This window comes from Catenovulum agarivorans YM01 (assembly GCF_000281085.1).
GTDB classification, from domain to species: domain Bacteria; phylum Pseudomonadota; class Gammaproteobacteria; order Enterobacterales; family Alteromonadaceae; genus Catenovulum; species Catenovulum agarivorans.
On record NZ_JH767522.1, the window covers coordinates 206802 to 226441 of the forward strand.

Sequence of the window (19640 nt, forward strand, 5' to 3'; positions counted from 1 at the left end):
TTACAAAAAAGCTGCCATCTCAGGCAGCTTTTTAGAAAAATCATCTAGAAAAGAGATTTTAAGATTTACTTTTTGTACGCAGCCAATGCAGCTTTAACTTGTTCTTTCGACGTACCGCCTTTAGCAACACGTTTTTCTAAACAAGCTTCAATTGTTAGATGCTGGTATACATCTTCTTCAATAACGTCACTGAAAGTTTTTAACTCAGCAATTGGTAAATCTTCAAGTGGTTTACCTAAAGCAATTGCACCAACCACAGCACGGCCAACTATGTGGTGCGCTTCACGGAATGGAATGCCTTTAGCTACTAAATAGTCAGCCAATTCGGTTGCATTTGAGTAACCTTGTTGCGCAGCTTGATAAGTGCGCTCTTTGTTTACTTTAATGCTTTCGATACACAAAATGGCCATTTTTAAACAAATGCCCCAAGTGTCTACTGTATCGAATAAACCTTCTTTGTCCTCTTGCATGTCTTTGTTGTATGCCAAAGGTAAGGCTTTCATAGTAACCATCATACCAGTTAATGAACCAACTACACGACCCGCTTTACCACGGATAAGCTCCATCGCATCTGGGTTTTTCTTCTGTGGCATTAACGATGAACCAGAGGTTACTTCGTCGCCCATTTCTAAGAAACCAGCTTCACCTGTATTGTAGAAGATAATGTCTTCTGCCATACGCGATAAATGCACAGATGAAATAGACGCAACCGATAATAACTCTAATACATGGTCACGGTCTGATACTGAATCTAAGCTGTTGCGTGTTGCACGGGCAAAACCTAGGTCTTGTGCTAACACTTCACGGTCAATTGCGTATGCTGTACCAGCTAATGCGCCACAACCTAATGGTGATGCATTCATTAGCTCTAAAGCATTGCTCAAACGCTGTTTGTCGCGCTCGAACATTTCTACATAAGCTAAACACCAGTGTGCAAAAGTCACTGGCTGAGCACGTTGTAAATGGGTATAACCCGGTAATACAGTGTCTTGCTCACGCTCTGCTAAAGTGACTAACGCATCAATTAACGCTGCTAATAATTCAGATAACTCTTCACCTTGTTTACGACACCAAAGTTTTAAGTCGGTTGCTACTTGGTCATTACGGCTACGACCTGTGTGCAATTTTTTACCTAAATCGCCCACTGCTTCAATTAATTTGCCTTCAACCCAGCTGTGGATGTCTTCCGCGTCAGACTGCAAAATAACTTTTGGATCAGCTTGCACTTCTGCTAATAATGCATTGAGTGCAGCTTCTAACTTTTGCTGTTCATCAGCAGTCAGTACGTTAACCGAAGCTAACGCACGTGACCAAGCGACCGAACCAATAATGTCTTGTTCAGCCATACGGTAATCTACTGGCAAAGAGTCGTTAAACTCTTTAAATAAATCACTTGTTTGACCGGTAAAACGGCCGCCCCAAAGTCCCATTATTTACCTGCCTTTTTCTCTAGTTCGTTTAACGCTTTAATACGGCTAGATAAGCTGAATAATCGGATGAAACCTTCTGCATCTTTTTGGTTGTAAACTTCGTCTTCACCAAATGTTGAGAATTCTTCATTATACAAGCTGTTTGGTGTACGACGTTGAATAACTGTTGCGTGACCTTTGTATAAACGTACAACGATATCACCAGTAATTTCTTCAGCAAAAGAAGCACCCGCAGCTAATAATGATTTAGCCAACTGAGTGAACCAACGGCCATCATAAATTACGTGAGAGAACTCTAAACCAACTTGCTCACGGAATTTAAGCGCGTTTTTATCTAAAATCATGCACTCAAGCGCTTTGTACGCTTTCATTAATACAGTACCGCCTGGCGTTTCGTAACAACCACGAGACTTCATACCAACTAAACGGTTTTCAACTATATCAATACGACCAACACCGTGTGCTGCTGCTTTTTTGTTTAAGTACATTAAAGCGTTATAAGGTGATAATTCTTGGCCATCTACAGCTACTAATTCACCTTTATCGAAAGAAAGTTGGACAGTTTCAGACTCGTCAGGTGCATCCATAGGATCAACTGTCATAGTCCAAATGCCTTTTGACGGCTCGTTCCATGGATCTTCAATTTCACCACCTTCGTGTGAAATGTGCCATGCGTTTGCGTCGCGGCTGTAGATTTTAGTTAATGAAGCTGAACACGGAATGTTGCGCTCTGCTAAGTAGTTTAATAGGTCTTCACGTGAACGCATAGACCACTCACGCCATGGCGCGATTACTTTTAAGTGTGGTGCTAATGCAGCAAAACAAGACTCAAAACGTACTTGGTCATTACCTTTACCAGTACAACCATGACATACAGCGTCAGCACCTACTTTTAACGCAACTTCAACGTGCGCTTTAGCAATTACTGGGCGCGCCATAGACGTACCTAATAAGTATTCACCTTCGTATACAGCACCCGTTTTAACGATTGGGTAGATGTATTCTTTAACAAATTCTTCTTTCAAATCAACTACGTGACATTCAGTTGCACCAGAAGCAATTGCTTTTTCTTGAATACCTTCTAACTCTTCTTCGCCTTGTCCAACATCAGCACAGAAAGCAACAACTTCACAACCTGGATAAGTTTCTTTTAACCATGGAATGATAGCCGAAGTATCTAAGCCACCGCTGTAGGCTAATACAACCTTTTTAATATCTGACATTTAAATATGCTCCTACTTGGACAATAGCGTCATTAAAACCGCATTTTGCGCGTGCATACGGTTTTCTGCCTGCTGAATTAACAACGAACCTTCACCGTCAACCACTTCATCAGTTGCTTCGATACCTCGATAAACTGGTTGGCAGTGCATAAAGTATTTTGCACCTGTTTTTGCCATTAAAGCGGCATTTGTTTGGTAAGGTGCAAAGATTTTTTGTATATCTTCAAGCGACTTTGAGTCGCCCATAGAAATCCATGTATCATTGTAGATGGCTTCTACGCCATTGGCTAAATCAACGTCGTGGCTAATGCTAATTTTGCCACCGTTTTCTTCTGCCAACTTCTGCGCCAACTGAATGATATTAGCGTCTGCTGAGTAACCTAATGGGGTGATCACTCGTACATCAACACCTAAAATAGCACCAGCTAACATAAGTGAATGCGCCACATTGTTACCGTCACCAATATAAGCAATAGACGCACCTTCTAATGAGCCGCCTCTTACTTCATATAAAGTTTGGTAATCTGCCATTGCTTGGCAAGGGTGATATAAATTACATAATGAGTTGATCACTGGAACATTGGCGTGTTTTGCCATTTCAACTAAAGTGCCGTGTTCAAATACACGCGCAACAATAGCATCCACCCAACAGGATAAGTTCAGTGCAAAATCTTTAACTGACTCACGTTTACCTAATTGACCGTTTTGTTGGTCTAAATAAACCGCGTGACCGCCCATTTTAGCTATACCTACGTCAAAACTGACACGTGTACGCAGTGACGGTTTTTCGTAAATAGTTGCAATGCTTTTACCCGCTAATACTTGGCTATACTTAGCTGGGTTTTGTTTAAAATCGACTGCTAGCTTAATAATTTCAAGCAATTGCTCTTTGCTATAGTCTTGTACGCTAAGAAAGTTTTGCAAGATCCTGCTCCGCTTCTAAATTTGTCTGACTGACGTTATTCAGGCTGCACTGTGGTACCACAAGACTGATCTTGTAGCCACTGGCCAATTAACGCTGGGTTGCGCCAGTTTAAAATACCTATAGGGGCAGCCAACTCGGTTGCTGTGTCTATTGCGGTATTCACTTTCACTATCATGCCATCGGTAATCACACCATCAGCAATCAGTTGCTGGGCAAGTACCTTGGTCATTTGAGGAATTACTTGTTTGTCGCCATCTAAAATGCCGTCTACATCCGACAACAATAATAATTGGCCACGTAACATTTTTGCGATTGCTTCTGCTGCTTGGTCTGCATTTACATTCAATAATTGGCCGTTTTCATCACAACCAATTGAGCTGACCAAAGGTAAATAACCGGCTTTAACTAAAGACTCGATTAAACCCACATGACCACCACCAACTTGACCAACACAGCCTAAATCAGCATCTGGGACAAAACAGTTGATTTCACCACCGTCGGCTAAAGAAATGCCTACGGCTAAATCACCAACCGCTTTGGCAGTTGCAACCATTTGTTTATTTGCACTACCAGCCAAGCCACCTACTACATAAGGGATGTGCTCAGCTGGGGTAATACGTAAACCGTTTTTCTTTTCGCTTTTTAACCCTAAGTCGGTTAACAGTTTTTGTACTAAAGCCCCCCCGCCATGAACCACAACCACAGGTTGAGTTTCACGAATGCGCTTTAGCTCAACAAAAAATGCTTTTAGGCACTCAGCGTCTTCTAATAACGCACCACCAACTTTAATTACTAAGGTTTTAGCCATTTAGATTAAACCTCGGCTTGAGTCGAAACCAAATCGAATATTGGCGCATTGCACAGCTTGTGAAGATGCACCTTTTAATACGTTATCAATGGCACTGACGACAATTAAATAACCAGTTTTTTCGTCTAACGCCCAATGTAAATCAACAAAAGGTGTGCCTTCGACATTTTGAATTGCAGGCCACGACTGACGTAAACGTACTAACTTTTTACCTTCGTAAGCATCGTTATACGCTTGGTTGATTTGTTGAATATTGGTGCCGTCTTTTAGTTTTAACGTAATGGTTGCCAAAATACCGCGCTTAAAGTTACCCAAATGAGGCGTGAAAATAACTGGGTTAGATAAATGCTCAGCAATTTCTGGCTGATGGCGATGACCAAACACACCATATGGATTGTAGCTTACTTCACAAAAGCTGTTAGATAACTTAGCTGCACGGCCTGCACCAGACACACCACTAACAGCGTTAATGTTTGGAATAACTGCGCTATCAATTAACTTAGCTTCTTGCAAAGGTTTTAATGCAGTTAATGACGCAGTTGGGTAACAACCAGGTACAGCGACTAGGTTAGCGTTACGGATATCCGCAGTATTCCATTCTGCTAAACCGTATACAGCTTGCGATAATAATTCTGGATAAGTATGCGCAAAACCATAGTAGTCTTTGATAACAGATAAATCAGATAAACGGTAAGCACCAGATAAATCAAAAACCACACCACCGGCTTCAACAATACGCGCAGCCATTTCAACACTAGCTTCGTGTGGTGTACATAAGAATATAGCGTCACATTCTGGTACTAATTTAGCGATTTGACTTTCGCTAATTGGAATTAATGTACGGTCGATTTGATATGCATATTTACCATGTAGTGCCGAAAATGCTTTGTAAGCATCTGCACTATTTTCAGATACGTATAAACCTGCAATTTCAAATTCAGGATGTTTATGGATTAAGCCTGCTAACTCAGCACCAGCATAACCACTTGCTCCAACGATAGATACTCGAATCATATTCCCCACTCCCAGCGCAAAACCAAAGGCGTATTGTAGCAATCAACAACAAAAAATAAAGCGCACAGAGCGAACGATTTCTCGTTAACTCTGTGCGCGTCATAAAGTGTTTATATATTAACCAAACAAAAACCGAATAACAAGCAAGACTTGAATATATATTCACTTATTATTCATAAATACCCACAAACATAAAATTGTCGGTATTGTTGAGAAAACTAGTTAAAGGATAACTTAGTTTTGCTGGTTTTGCATGCTTTGAAAGACCAAAGAGAATTGTACACCTATTGAGTTTTGAAGCTTCGATAAATTGCATTTCAAAGCCACATGAAGCATTAGTAGAAAAAAGTCACGCCAACAGCTCCCAAAACATCAAAATAAGTCTCAACACAAACTAAACTTTCCCTTGAAAAAGTCGCAACCACTGATATTCTAGCTATAAGGCAATTGGTCAAGACTAGCTACAATGGTTAAGTTTAAACGAATTTACGAAGAAAAAATCAAATCCTGGATCAATACAAAGGAAAGGCATCCCTTACTGATTGACGGCGCTCGCCAAGTCGGAAAAAGTTATTTAGTTGAACAAGTCATTGCCCCAAAGTATTTTAATAACATTTTAAAATTGGATTTCATGAAAGATCCAAGTTTACATTCAATTTTTAACGGCTCGCTATCCGTTGATAATATTTTAGAAGAAGTTCAGTTAGCGACTAATCAAATATTTAACCGCGAAACAGATCTATTGTTTTTTGAAGAAGTAGGCTTGTGTCGGAATGCACTCGAGTCGTTAAAATTTTTTAGCCAAGATGCACCTGATATTCACCTAATAGCGACTGGCTCAAACATCGGTCTATTCGGAAGGTTTCCTGTTGGCAAAACCGTTAGAATGACCATTCATCAATTTACCTTTGAAGAATTCTTATGGGCAACTGATAACGAGTTACTGGCCAATTATCTGCATAAAGAGCCAAATGTAATATCTGAACTTGCACATGACAAGTTGATGACAGCATTCAGAGAATATCTGTATGTAGGTGGAATGCCCGCAGCTATTCAAGCCTGGAATGCGCCAAACACAAATATTATTACAAGATTAAACAACGTTCGAGAAAAGCAAAATAACATTATTGATGATTACATAATGGATTTTGGCAAATTTGCTGAAGATGACAAAGTATCGCCAATGATCACAGAAAGGATCTACAAAAGCATACCTGTACAGCTGTCTCTCACCCACGAAGAAAAACCAATGCCGCGTTTCAAATTTCGAGATGCGATGAACAATAGAAAAACGACTTATAACGAGGTAAGTTCACCCGTCTCATTTCTGGAACGACTAAAATTGGTCAGACGCATCCATCAGATTGATACGGTGAATCAAAAATTTCCATTAAAAGCTATGGTCAAAGAATCGTTATTTAAATTATGTCTAACTGATATTGGATTACTAAATGCTATGTTAGATATACAATTTACCCAAATCAGGAACAAAGATTTTGCCTTCAATGGATTCCTTGCGGAGGTGTTTGTTTTAAATGAAATGTTGAGCTCTCATACTTCGCCGCACGCCTCTAATATTTATTCATACAAAAAAGGTGATTTAGAAGTTGAATACATTATTCAAGGAAAAGATGGAACTCCTATCCCTATAGAGGTTAAAAGTGGCAACAACACCAAGGCAAAAAGCCTAGTTGCTTTGATGAAAAAATCTGAGCTTAAAAAGGGTTACAAGTTAACTGCAAAGAATGTTCAGGTAAATTCCAACAGAGATATTGAGCAATGGCCAATTTATCTAGCCAAATCTTTGTACAACAAACTCACGCGTTTCTAAAAACAAAAAAGCCCGCTATATATCAGCGGGCTATTCAAGTGTTCAAGGAAGGATGTTACAGCGCATCTAACGCTTGTTTTACATCTGCAACTAATTCGCTGCTGTCTTCAATACCAACAGAAAAACGCACTAATGTTTGAGTAATGCCTGCTTTTAATTGTGCGGCTTCATCCATAGCAGCGTGTGTCATGGTAGATGGGTGACAAACTAAACTTTCAGTCCCACCTAACGACTCAGCTAGACTGAAGTGTTCTAACTTGTCGATAAAACGCGTGACTTCGTCGGTTGTGCCTTTTAATTCGAACGACAACATAGCACCAAAACCGTGTTGTTGTTTTTTGGCAATTTCATGACCAGGATGGCTTGGTAAACTTGGGTGATATACCTTATCTACCGCTGGGTGGTCTTTTAATACATCAACTAAAGCCAATGAGTTTTCTTGGTGTTGTTTCATACGTGGAACTAAAGTGCGTACGCCACGTAAAGTCATGTAGCTGTCGAATGCTGAACCTGTAATACCGATACAGTTTGCCCACCATGCTAGCTCTTCACCTAACTCTTTAGTTTTAGTAACCACAACACCACCAACAACGTCGCTATGACCATTGATGTATTTTGTGGTTGAATGGACAACTATGTCTGCACCTAAAGTAAGTGGTTGTTGGAATACCGGTGACAAGAAAGTATTGTCTACTGCCACTAAAGTTTCAGTTTGTTTAGCGCGAGCACAAATGTCGCTTAAGTCGCTAATGCGCAATAACGGGTTACTTGGTGTTTCTACCCAAATAACTTTTGGTTTAGCCGCGAAAGCCGCATCTAACTCTTGTTGATTAGTTTGATTGATAACTTGCAGTTTAAACGCGCCACGTTGCGCTAAGTTGACAAATAATCGATAACTGCCACCGTAACAATCGTGTGGCACAACTAATAAATCGTCTGGGCGTAATAATTGGCAAACTAAGTGAATAGCAGCTGTACCAGTTGCAGTAACAACACCATGTGCACCATGCTCTAATTCAGCTAATGTATTAGCTAAAATGTCACGCGATGGGTTGCCACAACGGCTATAATCGTATGGACCTTTTTGGTTAAAACCTTCAAACGCATAGGTGCTTGATAAATAAATTGGTGGAACAACGGCGTTATATTGGCCATCCGATTCAATACCACCACGCACTGCGATGGTTGCTAAATTTTTTTTGCTCATAAATTCTGCTACTTTGGGTTTATTTTAGACGTCTATACGGCTAAAATGTATCGTTATGCACTATATGGGTCAAGTGATTTATCTTATTTGACCTGTATTGCGGAAATTTTTACATTATATACTTTATAACCAACTTACCCAATGACCATTTTGTTTGGGCATAATTTTAAATTTAGGTACGAATAACAATGACAAAACGTAATGGCCCAACAATTTGGGATGGAAACTATATTCACCCTTATGTCGAGCACGGCAAAAAGAGTGAAAAAGTTAAAAAGATCACTGTATCTATTCCAACCAATGTTTTGAAAGTTTTAACCGACGAACGTACCCGCAGACAAATTAATAATCTTAAACATGCAACCAACAGTGAGTTATTGTGTGAAGCGTTTTTACACGCATTTACCGGCCAACCATTGCCAACCGATGAAGACTTAGCCAAAGATGCAGTTCATCGTATTCCTGCTGAAGCTAGGCAGATAATGACAGAAATGGGCATTGAGTTTGAAGAGGAAGATGAGCTGGAGGAATAGTGGGCTTGTGGGCACAATCTAATCTTGAGTAGACTATTCATCCATGAAGAGCAGGCCCTGTCGCCTTCCGTAGCTCCACCTCAGCAAGCTGCGAAGCGGTGCTTCGGTCTAGCTTCGCCCATGAAAAAGAAATTTTGCTCTAGATTATTGCCCAAGCACATGCAAATTTTAAGAGTTTATTTAACAGCCTTTTCCTGCTGCTCGATTAAATACCAATTTTTATCTGGCATTTGTACTTGAGTGATCCATTGCCAATTGTCTGAGCTCAGTGGAATTTCTACGCCATTTGACAACAACATAGTGCTCGCGGCTATATTAGGTTGTTTATTCAACACAACGAATACAGACTGATTATCAACTAAATGGCTGAACAATTGAGCGGTATAAGTCACTTTGCCTGAGCTTGAGTTGTATAACCCCTCAATATCACTCGGGTATTGCGATTTTTGATATTGAGCTTGCCACTGCTCTGGCAGCTTATAGCCAAATTGTTGCTCAACATGCTGTTGCCAAACAGAAAAAGTACCGAGTCGTTCGTAAACAGAAGCAAGGTTAAGCAAATAAGTTTGCTGTACTGGCCAAAAATAATAAACCTCTTCCATCGGCATATTTGAGTAGCTAGTAAAGAGCTGGTTTGGATCAAAATGTCCCTTGTCGACTAAAGCTTGTATCACTTTATCCAAATTTGTCGTTTTCAATTTGATCATATCCAACAACAAAGGCAAACCCAATTCACCTTCTCTTTCGGTTAACAGCGCTAGGTTATCTTTATTTGCCAAAAACTTATTTAAGCCTTCTAGGTCTGCATCCATAATTAATTGACGCAGTTTTTTTTGCCCTTGGCTTAACCACAAATGTGGATCATCTACCGCAGCTTGTGGTTCAACACTGGTATTTTGTGCCGTTTTTACTTCAGCCAAATGTTCATCTACAGGTTCAACTTTCCAACCAGCAAATAACAACAGCATGACCAATACAAACACAGATCCTGCCGCAGCAATTATTGCTGTCGACCAGTGCGAAGGTGATTTTTTACTTTTGCGGCTAGGTAAGGCTGAGTTAGCTTGTTTGCTAGTAGCTGCATTTGGTAGGCTTTTAATTTGTTCAGCCAACTGATACCTGCTTTTTTGCTGGGAGGCATATTCAAGACTATCAATCCACTGGCAGCTTGAAATATAAAATTCTAAATCTGCACTCGGTGCTATATCTTGCAAACGCAGCGGAATAATCTTTTTACCTTTACTAAAGGCTCGTTCAACCTCTTTTGCCACAGCACTAGAGTGATTCGAATGCTCAGTTAATACCAGTACCAGTACCTGGCTTTGTTCAATACCTTTAACAATTTCAGCACCATAATGCGCCGAAGCTGGAATATTGCGCGGTGCTAACCAACACACTAGTTGCTGCTCTTCTAAAAACTCAACAAGCTCGGCGACTAGGTCATAGTCTCGACTAGCGTGGCTAATAAATGCATCAAACATGCGTCAATCCTTCATTAACCACCATGGGCTGCAGATAGCTCTTTTTGCTGAGTTGTCTGCGCCCAAATAAAGTGTTCCAGCGACAACGCATGGCCAATTTCTAACAAGACTTTATTTGCATGGCTGTCGTTATCGCAACCAGCGAGTATATCTACCGCTTGTTGGGTGAGTTTCGCGCTCGACTGGTATTGAGTTAATAACTCTTTCACTGAGTTATTATTTGCCATCATTTCCACTGCCGCTGCCGATAGCGGCAACAAGGCACTGGTAAATACCAGCCAATTTTTTACTTCAACCCCAGCCCATTCTTGAGTGGTTAAAAATTGATAACACACAGGAATAAATAACAAACATAACAGTCCAACAGGAATAAATATCGACAATTTGACCAACCATTCGCTACATTTATGCTGCTTTGTCAGTTTAGCGTGCGCAGCTTGGTAATAGGCCAATTGTTCATGCAACCAGATAGACTTTAAATCAGCTAAATTAATAGATTCACAGCCAGCGCTACTACCGGCTAAACTCGCTTGTTTGAGCACTTTTTTCACAACTTGTTGTTTGGCTGAAAAATTTGCTGGGATGGAATTAGCAACCGACTGACTAGCATTGTCACCAATAAGCGCTCTTTGTTGCCAAAAAAATTCAATACGTAAGGCTTCAGCAATTGCCCGATACAAAGTGTAATTGGCTTTAATTTTGTTTGGATTGCGCCACTTATACCAAATAAACCCAAGTACAAAGGTGATGACATAAGCTGATAACACAATAAGCGAGGGCAATATTTTGGCAAAAACCAGAAATAACAAGGAAATGAGCACGGTTAACCCAGCTACTGTGTAGTGAGCATGTTTAACTTGTTGCTGAGTAAAATTTGCCAAACGGTCAAAATGAGCAAAGTGTTCAGATATTCTATCTTGATCTGCGCTTGCACCTTCTTTGGCAGACAGTTTATTCAAAGGCAATAAACTGTTTTGTTCACTGGTCGCTAACGCCTTTGCTAACTTGCTCAATTGTGCGATTAAATCCACCAGCGTTTTGGGGATAGCTGGTTGTAAACTAATAGGTTTAATACTGGTTAAGTAGCCTTCAGCTTGCCCTTCAACCGGGATCACATAAGTTGGCACACTAGTATCTTGCGTCCATTGCACTGTTTTATGCGTTAGGTGATGCATTCGATACTGCGGCGAAAAAGCCATTTTTGTTGTAAAGGCTGTGCCACCTGGCGCATCACTATTTTGCAAATCCCACAGCGACAGCAGTAAATCGCTTTTATTGGTTAAATAGCTTGAGAGGTTTTGGTAACACAGATCACGCTCAACTTGTGGGTTTAGATGAATAACGCGCCCTTGTTGGTCTTTTATTTGTGTTAATAGTGTTTCTAGCTGCGCTTGCTCGCGTGGTGAAAAGTCTTGTTTATACATGGCCAGCGGCATAGGCAACACAGCAGTGGTTCGAATATTATAACCTTGCTGCTGCATTTCTAGCGCCGCTTGGCTAACTAACCAATCAGCGCCAACGGCCATACCTGTTACTATGCGCAGTTGCAAAAAAGGGTACTGCTCGGTTATTGCCGTTAGATATTTTGTAACTTTCTGTTGTAACTCAACTTGCGAATTTTTCGGCAAATTGCGATGTCCAGTTACCCCTATTACTAGTTCTAATTCCATATTCCAATACTCTTGTAGCTAACCTACAAAAGTATAAGATATTGATGGTATTAATAAAACTATTTTTTATAAGTGCAAATACAATCCAACACCGAGGCAATCGGGGTGCGAAATATCTCATTTGTTATAGCTAGTGCTGTAAGTCCGTGCAATCAGCCCATTGGAAGCATAATTTTCTAAAAACGCTGCTAGTAAGATGCAATATATCCAAAAGAGCGAGAGCATAACTTTCGCAAAACCGCTGTGAATACATCCTTGTACGCTTCGCTTTTTCATCCATGAAAAAGAAATTTTGCTCTAAGTTATTGCTCTAACTCTTTTTACCTATTGTGGTGCGGCTAAGTTTTTAGCCTAGTTCCTCAACGTTCAAACAGCCATAAAAATGTAAAGGCAGGTAAATGGATGTGTTGCGAGCAAAACTTCACAAAACATGGAAGTTTTGTGCGAGCGATTCAGGGACGAACTTGAAGCGTTTTTGCGAGGAATATTCCATTTGCCTGCTGACTTCTCTGCCACCCACACAGCAACAATAACTTTCCAACCTATGTGCACAAAACTAATGAAGTGCCGCCCTAAAAGGCTGCCGAGCGCAAATCTCAGCTTCCGCAATTAAAATTTCTTCTAAGCGAGTATCAACGGTTTCTTTATCAAAATACTCATAAGCCAATTCAACAAACAAGTTTTTGTGCGTTTTTTCAGAATCAGCAATTTGTTGATAAAAATCTTGCTCTGGAGAACCATCCGGTAAAGCTTGGGCAACTAACGAAAAACGTTCGTAACCACGCGCTTCAATCACAGCGCCCACCAACAAACGATCAATAAAAAACTCATCAGTGCCTTTGCGAAACAAAGCACGAATTTCGTGGATATAAGGGTCTTTTTGATCATTACCTAAAGTAGCACCACGACCGTATAAAATTTTAATCACTTCTTTAAAGTGGATCATCTCTTCAATGGCTAGATCAGCCATAGCACGCACTAATTTTTCGCGGTCAGGGTAATGCGATAACATAGAAACCGCCATACCAGAGGCTTTTTTCTCAGCCGCAGCGTGATCTTGTAAAAAGGTATCAAAGTCAGCTAAAACAGCTTCAGTCCACTCAAAAGGCGTATCGTATTTCAATTCAAACATATTATTCGTCTTCTATTTTGAGCATTTGTATTTGCTCAAAACCTAATTTTTTAAAATATTCTTCGCGGTAATTTTTAACTGCGGCAGAGGTTTTACTTGTGGCAGCAACTTGCTGTTCCATGCGTAAAAAAGCAGTTAAATCTATATTTTCTGCCGCTGCAACTGCTTCATGCATATCTTTAAATTTGTCGTAGGCGAAACTAATTTGTTTCGGTTGTTTGTTGAAGATATAACAAATTTTTCGAACAGCCATAACTCTCTCTAAGCCTTAATTATCAGTTAAGAAGGCAAGTTTATCGACCTTACCCAACCTTGTCGACTCAACTTTGTTGGCATGGCGAATTTGTTGCCAGGCTGTCACCTTGCCTGCCATATTGATTGGCTGAAAACTCGCCTGCGCAATAGGCTGATCAGCTTTTAACAATTGCTGCTGATGCAAAAAAGCAATGAGTTGTTGGTAACTACCTGAATTGGCAATATTTAAGTTCAATAACCGCTGCGGCTCGTCCGAAAAACAGGATTGTACTTGTTGTTGATGGCTTAGATAACACTCGCGCAGAAAGTCTAAATCATTAATATTATTTAGCGTAAATGGTTGAAATATATCTTGATAAACACGCTTTAAATGCGGATTAAACCCACCATCTACCCGTACTATATTTTTGTACATGCGCAATAATAGTTGCTGAATAGACGGAAACCAATTGTCGAGATCTCGCTGTAAGTTGATAAATTTCGAGTCAGGATAAATACAGGCTAATTTGGCAAAGTCCGCAAATACGGGTGCATCGGCTATCACTTGCGCTTGGTTGAAAGCTTCATCAGTAAAAGCTGTATGTGCGGTTTTAAAACCTAGCTCTAACATAGCCACGCACAAGCTAGTTGTTGCTGTGCGTGGTAAACCAATAACAAAAATTTTGTTCTGTGAATTAGAAACGGTAGACATAAGCCAACGACAGAGATTTATCGCGCGATTCAAAATCTTTTGGTTTAGTGCGTGCGGTTGCAGAAAAACTATGCTGATTATAGTCGTAGCTTAACTGCACATATGGGTAGTGAACCCAGCAGCTAAAATAAGCGTTGACCTCTACTTCTTTAATTCCACAAGTTAAGTGTTTAACTTTGCCATCACCATCTGTATCAGGATAATCCTTATCCGAAACAAAGTTCATGGCAAATTCACTGTGCCAACCTAGCTTTGTTTGCAGTTTATCAGTCCACACATATTGCCAAGCGATATCCATATCTCCGCCCCAGACACCTGAATCTGCACCACCATATTTGTAAGAACCAGGTATAGCCTTCTCCGGGGTGAATTCAAAATGACCACCAATCAATAAGTTTTGCTTGTCGTTAATTCGACTGTAATGAGTTAGATCTAAATAAGCTTTCCAAAAATCGGCCTGCATTAAACTATCGTTACCAACCGGGCCAGTTAAGGTGCGAATTTCGCCACCATTCGTTTGTGCATTTTTGTTTTTAAATTTATCTTCGATTTGTGCTTGAGTTAATCCACCAAATGCACCTTCTAGCGCTTTATTTACTTTGATGTTAACGTTAGTAAAAGCTACAGTGTCAAAGAGTTTGTATCTAAACGAGCTGGATAAACTGGCAGATAACATAACTATAGTTTCTTCTGTGTCTAACCATTTAAAACCGGCAAGCAAATCAGCATCGTCAAACTGACAGAAATTAACTGAATCTTGCGTGACAATTTGTCCAGTTGGACATTCATCTAGATTAACCACAGGAACAAATTCACTAAAGTTCACATGCTGAATTTGTTCATTAGACGTAGTTTTATGTTCAATACCCAATACATATTGGCTGTTTTGCCATAACTCTAACGGGTTCTCAATCGACAACTTCAGCAATCGACTTTGACCACCAATTTCAAAAACAGATGAATCAACTATATCATCCGACACTCGATAACGGATATCGGCCAATTGCGCACTGAGTCGTCCACCCTCGTCACCATACGGCATAACATATTTAGCGGTTAACGATGAGAAATTAGCAGTTTCACTCGGATCTATTGTTGCCCCCAACTGTAAATAATCGCCATTGCCAGTTGGATTAACAAACAAGCCACTCAAACCTAAACGTTTATCACCAGTTAAACGTGAAGCATTGTTATAAAGTGAAATAGCTTTAGTTGCTTGGATATCATCAATTTTAAGCACTAAATCCGTTTTACCAAAACCAACACTTTTTAGCTCAGGGGTAATACGCGCAGAGGGTAAAAAAGTTAAGCGTGATAAACGCTGTTTAAGCGTTGGTGCATGAATAACCTTACCGGTTAAATCGTTTAAATGGCGTAAGAAGAGTTTTTTGTCATATTCAAAACTATTCTCACCTATAATTTGAATTTGATTTAAGCGGTTTTCTTCAATCTGTAAAACCACTACACCATTACTTATTTGCTGTGCTGGCACAACACAGCGCGAAGTTGTGTAACCCATTTGGTGAAAAATCTGGGTGATTTGCTGGGCAATATTTTGCAAATCAGCCGAGGTAACCATTTTTCCGACATAAGGTTTAGCGATGGGAATGATTTGTTCGTTTTTCAGCAAAGTATTGCCTTTGACACTAATACTATTGAGCTGAAATTTAACTGTTTGCGCTAGTTGTGATTGGCCTTCACGCTGGATATTTTGGTCTATTTGAAGTTCTTGAATATCCGTTGGTTTATCTAAGTTATCTTGATTTTGTTGAGAGTTTTCTTGCTGGTCTTGTTGTAATTTTTGAATAGTATTGGCATAAGCAGATAAAGATACAAAGCTAAAGAAAATTGCTGATACAACTGCAGTCAATTTAAACGCAGATTGGCGTAAATACATATGACTCCCTGATTATTGTTTTATGGTTAGCGCAAACGAAAGTAAAACATTTATTCAACAATTGCTCAATCGTGAGCTGAACAATTTTGCAGATTATTTAAGGTAATATTTTGAAATGAAGGCACAAAGTCATTTCCACCTTGTGCCATTAGCTAGTTAGCCTTGGATAGATGCTGTTTTTATGGCGTGGGACAGTTTTCTCCATAATTCGCATTTAAGTTTTGCAAAAACGATTCGCTCGGTGAAGCGCTGTCCATAGCCGCACAAAATTCAGCTTTAGTAGCTAGCGGATAAATGCCCATATCTTGGTTGTCTGTGCCGCATAAGCCTAAGTCAAAATCAAAAGTACAACTTGCTAATAAGCGCACATTGCCAAGATCAAACCCAGATAAAAATTCAGCATTAGCACTCAAACTGACAAATACTGCCTGATTACCGGATACACCAGCATAAACAGCTGAATCAGCGTTATAAGCTAACACTAATCCATCAAAAGATGCACCTGTAGCCGCCAAGGTAATTTGGTTAGTTGTCGCATTAAAAGTCATTTCAAAACCGGCAACTGAGTTGGTTATCAATTCACCTTCATTGCCTGGTACTGGCACTAATAAGAGTGAATTGATAAATGCAGTTTTACCACCTGATTGCTGCACTTGTTCAGCTAATTTGATTGAGGTATTAATACCTTCTGCACTCGATTTTACTGTTGTCGTAGTAATCGATGTGGTCACTTGTTGTGTGGTGGTTGTGGTTCTGATACTGCTTTGAACCACTTTAATCACAGATTCGTACACGACCTTTTGCGTACTACTTCCCACTTTAGAAGCGGCAATAGTCGCACCGATTTGTTTAGCAGCTTCTTTGACTAAATCTTTACTGTCGTTATCAATGGTTAGCGTATCTACTGCTGCAGCTAAAAAGTCACTGAGGCCTGTATCTGTCACTAAACTACCAGCATTTGAGCCAATAGCTTGTTTTAATACATTTAGTGAGTTTTTGTTGCCCGCCGACACTTTTAAACCTTCTTTAGCAACAATTGCTTCTTGCACCGCAGTTAATTTAGCTGAGGTTTTGGCTATGACATCTTTGATTGTGGTGGTTTCATTATTGACGACAATCTCCTGTGTCGATGCAGCTTTGACCCCACGAGTCAAAGCTTCTTGCACAACAGCCTGTGGCAAACCGCCGATGCCCTCAGCAGGAACACCTGTTGCAGGAATTAGCGCAACTATCGGATTGGCAAACAGCGAGACTTGGCCTGTTGCTGGATCAGACACTGGGACAAATTGCAATTCAAATCCAGCATTGTAAGAAATGTCAGCTTCAGATAAATCGCCACTTTCATCAATATCTTGAAACGTTAAAAAAGCTTCTGTGTCAGTATTACGACTAGTGAATTCAACAGGGGCAACTGGCGTTACACCTTCAGCAAATTGATATTCACCCGGCGAAATTTCAGTAGCTGTGTTGCCAATACTATCCACCACAGATAAACCAATAATAACGGCATCTTCAGCAAGATATGTGTATTGATTTTTTACCTGATCTTTAGCTGATTCTGAGCTAGAGCAAGCAGCAAGTAACAGGCTAGCTAGTGCAAACGCGCCGTATTTTATTGGCTGAAAAAGCTTTGAGCTTTGTTGCATAGTTTTACTCCATCTCAATTTGCTAATACAGATAGCTTTTTAAAATTACCTAAGCTCATTAAGTGAGCAATAATCAATTTATATGCGCCCGAGTTAACTAACTGTAACTTTTGCTCGTCGGTTAATTGATTGAGTTTATCTTCGTTGATACGTTTAAAGCCCTGAATCTGATATTTTTTCCCACCTGAATTCATCTGCGCCTGCGCATCTTCCAACAAATCTAATTCATCCAATTGAGCAATAATTTTTTCAGTTTTACGACAAGCTGATTCATATTGCTTCATAAAATTCATAACATTAAGGGTAAAGTCGGTTGCTTCACCGTCATCGGTAAATAAAGCTTGCCCTTGTTGTTGACTTAAACTCGGTGAGCTTGCATCTAATGCAAGCATCAACTGCTGTTGTTCTTGAACGAAAACAAATGGATAACGGCGAATAAACGCAGGTATATATTCTCCTGCACGCCACTGACCGTTTTCATCTAACAAGACATTTTGTTGTGGTTTTATCCCGAGCAGAGCAAAAGCAACAAACCTCTGTTGCTCGTTCTTCGTAAACAAAATAGGCAAAGATTTTGCGCATTCGAAAAACTCTTCTGCTGTCACGACACATTCGCGTAGATTTTGACTGAATTGATATCCCTCAAGCGGATTTACTTTTAAGTTGAAGTGCTGATCTTTATTTAAAATTTCGATTTTTTGATAAATGCCAAGTTCCATTATGCCTTCCTCTGTTTTTATTATGAGTGTTGAGGGGCAGCTACGTGCCCCTCAAAGATGCGACGAGCGACCCTTTATTCAGAGTCTGAGTTACCAAATAGTTTGCGGAAGAAATCTAAGAAGCCGTTACCCGTAGAAGTATCGTCTTGTATATCTTTCACATCTTGGCCTAATTCATCCAACGTTTCGTCACCAACTGTCGCGCTACCAGCATCAACAGCTTTTAACACTACACTACTAGATTGAACTTCTGCAACTGTAGTCGCTGCAGTTGTAGTATCCCCTTGGCCAACTCGGAAATCAGCTATTGCATCAGCTTTAGCATTTGCAAGATTCGCTGTAGATTGAGCATTAGCCGCTGCTGTAGCGTTATTGCCGATTGCTGTGCTGTTGGCTGCAATATTTGTTGCATTGCTCGCCGCACTGCTTGCAATGTCAGCAACACTTGCAGATAAACTACCTGCGCTGCCGCCAGACGCTAAGCTCACATCATTGTTAATGCTAGTTGCAGTGATAACATCATCTTCGACAGTGAAGCTAGCTAACGCAGCTAGTTTCATACTGTTATCTGCACCAGTTGCATCTGCTGCGGCAATCGCAGCTGCATTGGCAGCAATTGCGGTATTTGCTGCAGTTTCATTCGCATCTACGTCTGCTTGAATCGCCGTTTCTGCTGCTGTGGCGCGTGTTGTTTCTGCAGTAATTGCAGCCGTATTTGCTGCAATCGCATTGTTTGCAGCTGTTTCATTGGCATCTACATCTGCTTGAACTGTTGCGATTGCGGTATTGGCTGCTGCTTCGTTAGCATCTACGTCCGCTTGAACTGTTACGATTGCAGTATTGGCCGCGGCTTCATTCGCATCTACATCTGCTTGAATCGCCGTTTCTGCTGCTGTAGCGCGTGTTGTTTCTGCTGTAATTGCTGCCGTATTTGCTGCAATTGCTGTATTTGCGGCTGTTTCATTAGCATCTACATCAGCTTGAATAGCTGCTTCTGCTGCTGTTGCACGTGTTGTTTCTGCTGTGATAGCCGAAGTATTTGCGGCAATTGCTGTATTTGCGGCAGTTTCGTTGGCATCCACATCAGCTTGAATAGCTGCTTCTGCTGCTGTTGCACGTGTTGTTTCCGCTGTGATAGCCGTGGTATTTGCGGCAATTGCTGTATTTGCGGCTGTTTC

17 protein-coding genes are annotated in these 19640 nt (G+C 40.4%); 2 read left to right on the forward strand and 15 right to left on the reverse strand.

Features of this window, described 5'->3' with window-relative positions; genetic code table 11:
• Positions 1-65: 65 nt before the first annotated feature.
• Genes argH through argC form a run of 5 tightly spaced genes read right to left on the reverse strand, consistent with a single transcriptional unit; the run spans position 66 to position 5400 of the window.
• A complete protein-coding gene (gene argH / locus WSC_RS0103615) occupies positions 66-1430 on the reverse strand; it encodes an argininosuccinate lyase (protein WP_016954541.1) in 1365 nt (454 codons plus the stop codon).
• Positions 1430-2653, reverse strand: coding sequence for an argininosuccinate synthase (locus WSC_RS0103620; RefSeq protein ID WP_016954542.1), 1224 nt, complete (start codon positions 2651-2653; stop codon positions 1430-1432). The genes argH and WSC_RS0103620 overlap by 1 nt, the downstream gene beginning before the upstream one ends.
• A gap of 12 nt (positions 2654-2665) precedes the next feature.
• Positions 2666-3577 (reverse strand): ornithine carbamoyltransferase, encoded by a 912-nt coding sequence (locus WSC_RS0103625; protein ID WP_016954543.1) that lies wholly within the window; start codon positions 3575-3577, stop codon positions 2666-2668.
• Between the two features lie 35 nt (positions 3578-3612).
• Positions 3613-4386: an acetylglutamate kinase gene (argB, locus tag WSC_RS0103630; protein WP_016954544.1), complete on the reverse strand. Its 774-nt coding sequence runs from the start codon at positions 4384-4386 to the stop codon at positions 3613-3615.
• Positions 4387-5400: an N-acetyl-gamma-glutamyl-phosphate reductase gene (gene argC / locus WSC_RS0103635; protein WP_016954545.1), complete on the reverse strand. Its 1014-nt coding sequence runs from the start codon at positions 5398-5400 to the stop codon at positions 4387-4389. It abuts the gene before it with no gap.
• Positions 5401-5866: 466 nt separating this feature from the next.
• Between argC and WSC_RS0103640 the strand changes: the two genes are divergently transcribed.
• Positions 5867-7231, forward strand: coding sequence for an ATP-binding protein (locus WSC_RS0103640; RefSeq protein WP_016954546.1), 1365 nt, complete (start codon positions 5867-5869; stop codon positions 7229-7231).
• A 55-nt stretch (positions 7232-7286) separates the two neighbouring features.
• Here WSC_RS0103640 and metB read toward each other — a convergent pair whose 3' ends face one another.
• Positions 7287-8438 carry a cystathionine gamma-synthase gene (gene metB / locus WSC_RS0103645; protein WP_016954547.1) on the reverse strand — a complete coding sequence of 384 codons (1152 nt, stop codon included), beginning with the start codon at positions 8436-8438 and terminating at the stop codon, positions 7287-7289.
• A gap of 188 nt (positions 8439-8626) precedes the next feature.
• Here metB and metJ point away from each other — a divergent pair, with 188 nt between their 5' ends.
• Positions 8627-8971 carry a met regulon transcriptional regulator MetJ gene (gene metJ, locus WSC_RS0103650; protein ID WP_016954548.1) on the forward strand — a complete coding sequence of 115 codons (345 nt, stop codon included), beginning with the start codon at positions 8627-8629 and terminating at the stop codon, positions 8969-8971.
• 176 nt (positions 8972-9147) lie between these two features.
• Here the strand turns inward: metJ and WSC_RS0103655 are convergent, their stop codons facing one another.
• The 9 genes from WSC_RS0103655 to WSC_RS0103695 all read right to left on the reverse strand — a co-directional run.
• Positions 9148-10452: a toll/interleukin-1 receptor domain-containing protein gene (locus tag WSC_RS0103655; RefSeq protein WP_016954549.1), complete on the reverse strand. Its 1305-nt coding sequence runs from the start codon at positions 10450-10452 to the stop codon at positions 9148-9150.
• A gap of 14 nt (positions 10453-10466) precedes the next feature.
• Positions 10467-12122, reverse strand: a complete 1656-nt coding sequence (locus WSC_RS0103660) for a hypothetical protein (RefSeq protein WP_016954550.1) — start codon at positions 12120-12122, stop codon at positions 10467-10469.
• 556 nt (positions 12123-12678) lie between these two features.
• Complete coding sequence (locus tag WSC_RS0103665; protein ID WP_016954551.1) at positions 12679-13254, reverse strand: MiaE family protein; 576 nt, start codon at positions 13252-13254, stop codon at positions 12679-12681.
• A 1-nt stretch (position 13255) separates the two neighbouring features.
• Positions 13256-13507 (reverse strand): DUF2960 family protein, encoded by a 252-nt coding sequence (locus WSC_RS0103670; protein WP_016954552.1) that lies wholly within the window; start codon positions 13505-13507, stop codon positions 13256-13258.
• Between the two features lie 15 nt (positions 13508-13522).
• A complete protein-coding gene (locus tag WSC_RS0103675; protein ID WP_016954553.1) occupies positions 13523-14200 on the reverse strand; it encodes a sulfotransferase in 678 nt (225 codons plus the stop codon).
• Positions 14184-16097, reverse strand: a complete 1914-nt coding sequence (locus WSC_RS0103680; protein ID WP_016954554.1) for a POTRA domain-containing protein — start codon at positions 16095-16097, stop codon at positions 14184-14186. The genes WSC_RS0103675 and WSC_RS0103680 overlap by 17 nt, the downstream gene beginning before the upstream one ends.
• A gap of 179 nt (positions 16098-16276) precedes the next feature.
• On the reverse strand, positions 16277-17743 hold the full coding sequence (locus tag WSC_RS0103685) for a hypothetical protein (protein ID WP_016954555.1): 1467 nt from the start codon (positions 17741-17743) through the stop codon (positions 16277-16279).
• Positions 17744-17757: 14 nt separating this feature from the next.
• The gene (locus tag WSC_RS0103690; protein WP_016954556.1) at positions 17758-18462 is read right to left on the reverse strand and encodes a SapC family protein; all 705 of its coding nucleotides are present in this window, start codon (positions 18460-18462) and stop codon (positions 17758-17760) included.
• A 74-nt stretch (positions 18463-18536) separates the two neighbouring features.
• The coding region (locus WSC_RS0103695; RefSeq protein WP_016954557.1) for a hypothetical protein at positions 18537-19640 on the reverse strand (1104 nt) is incomplete at its 5' end.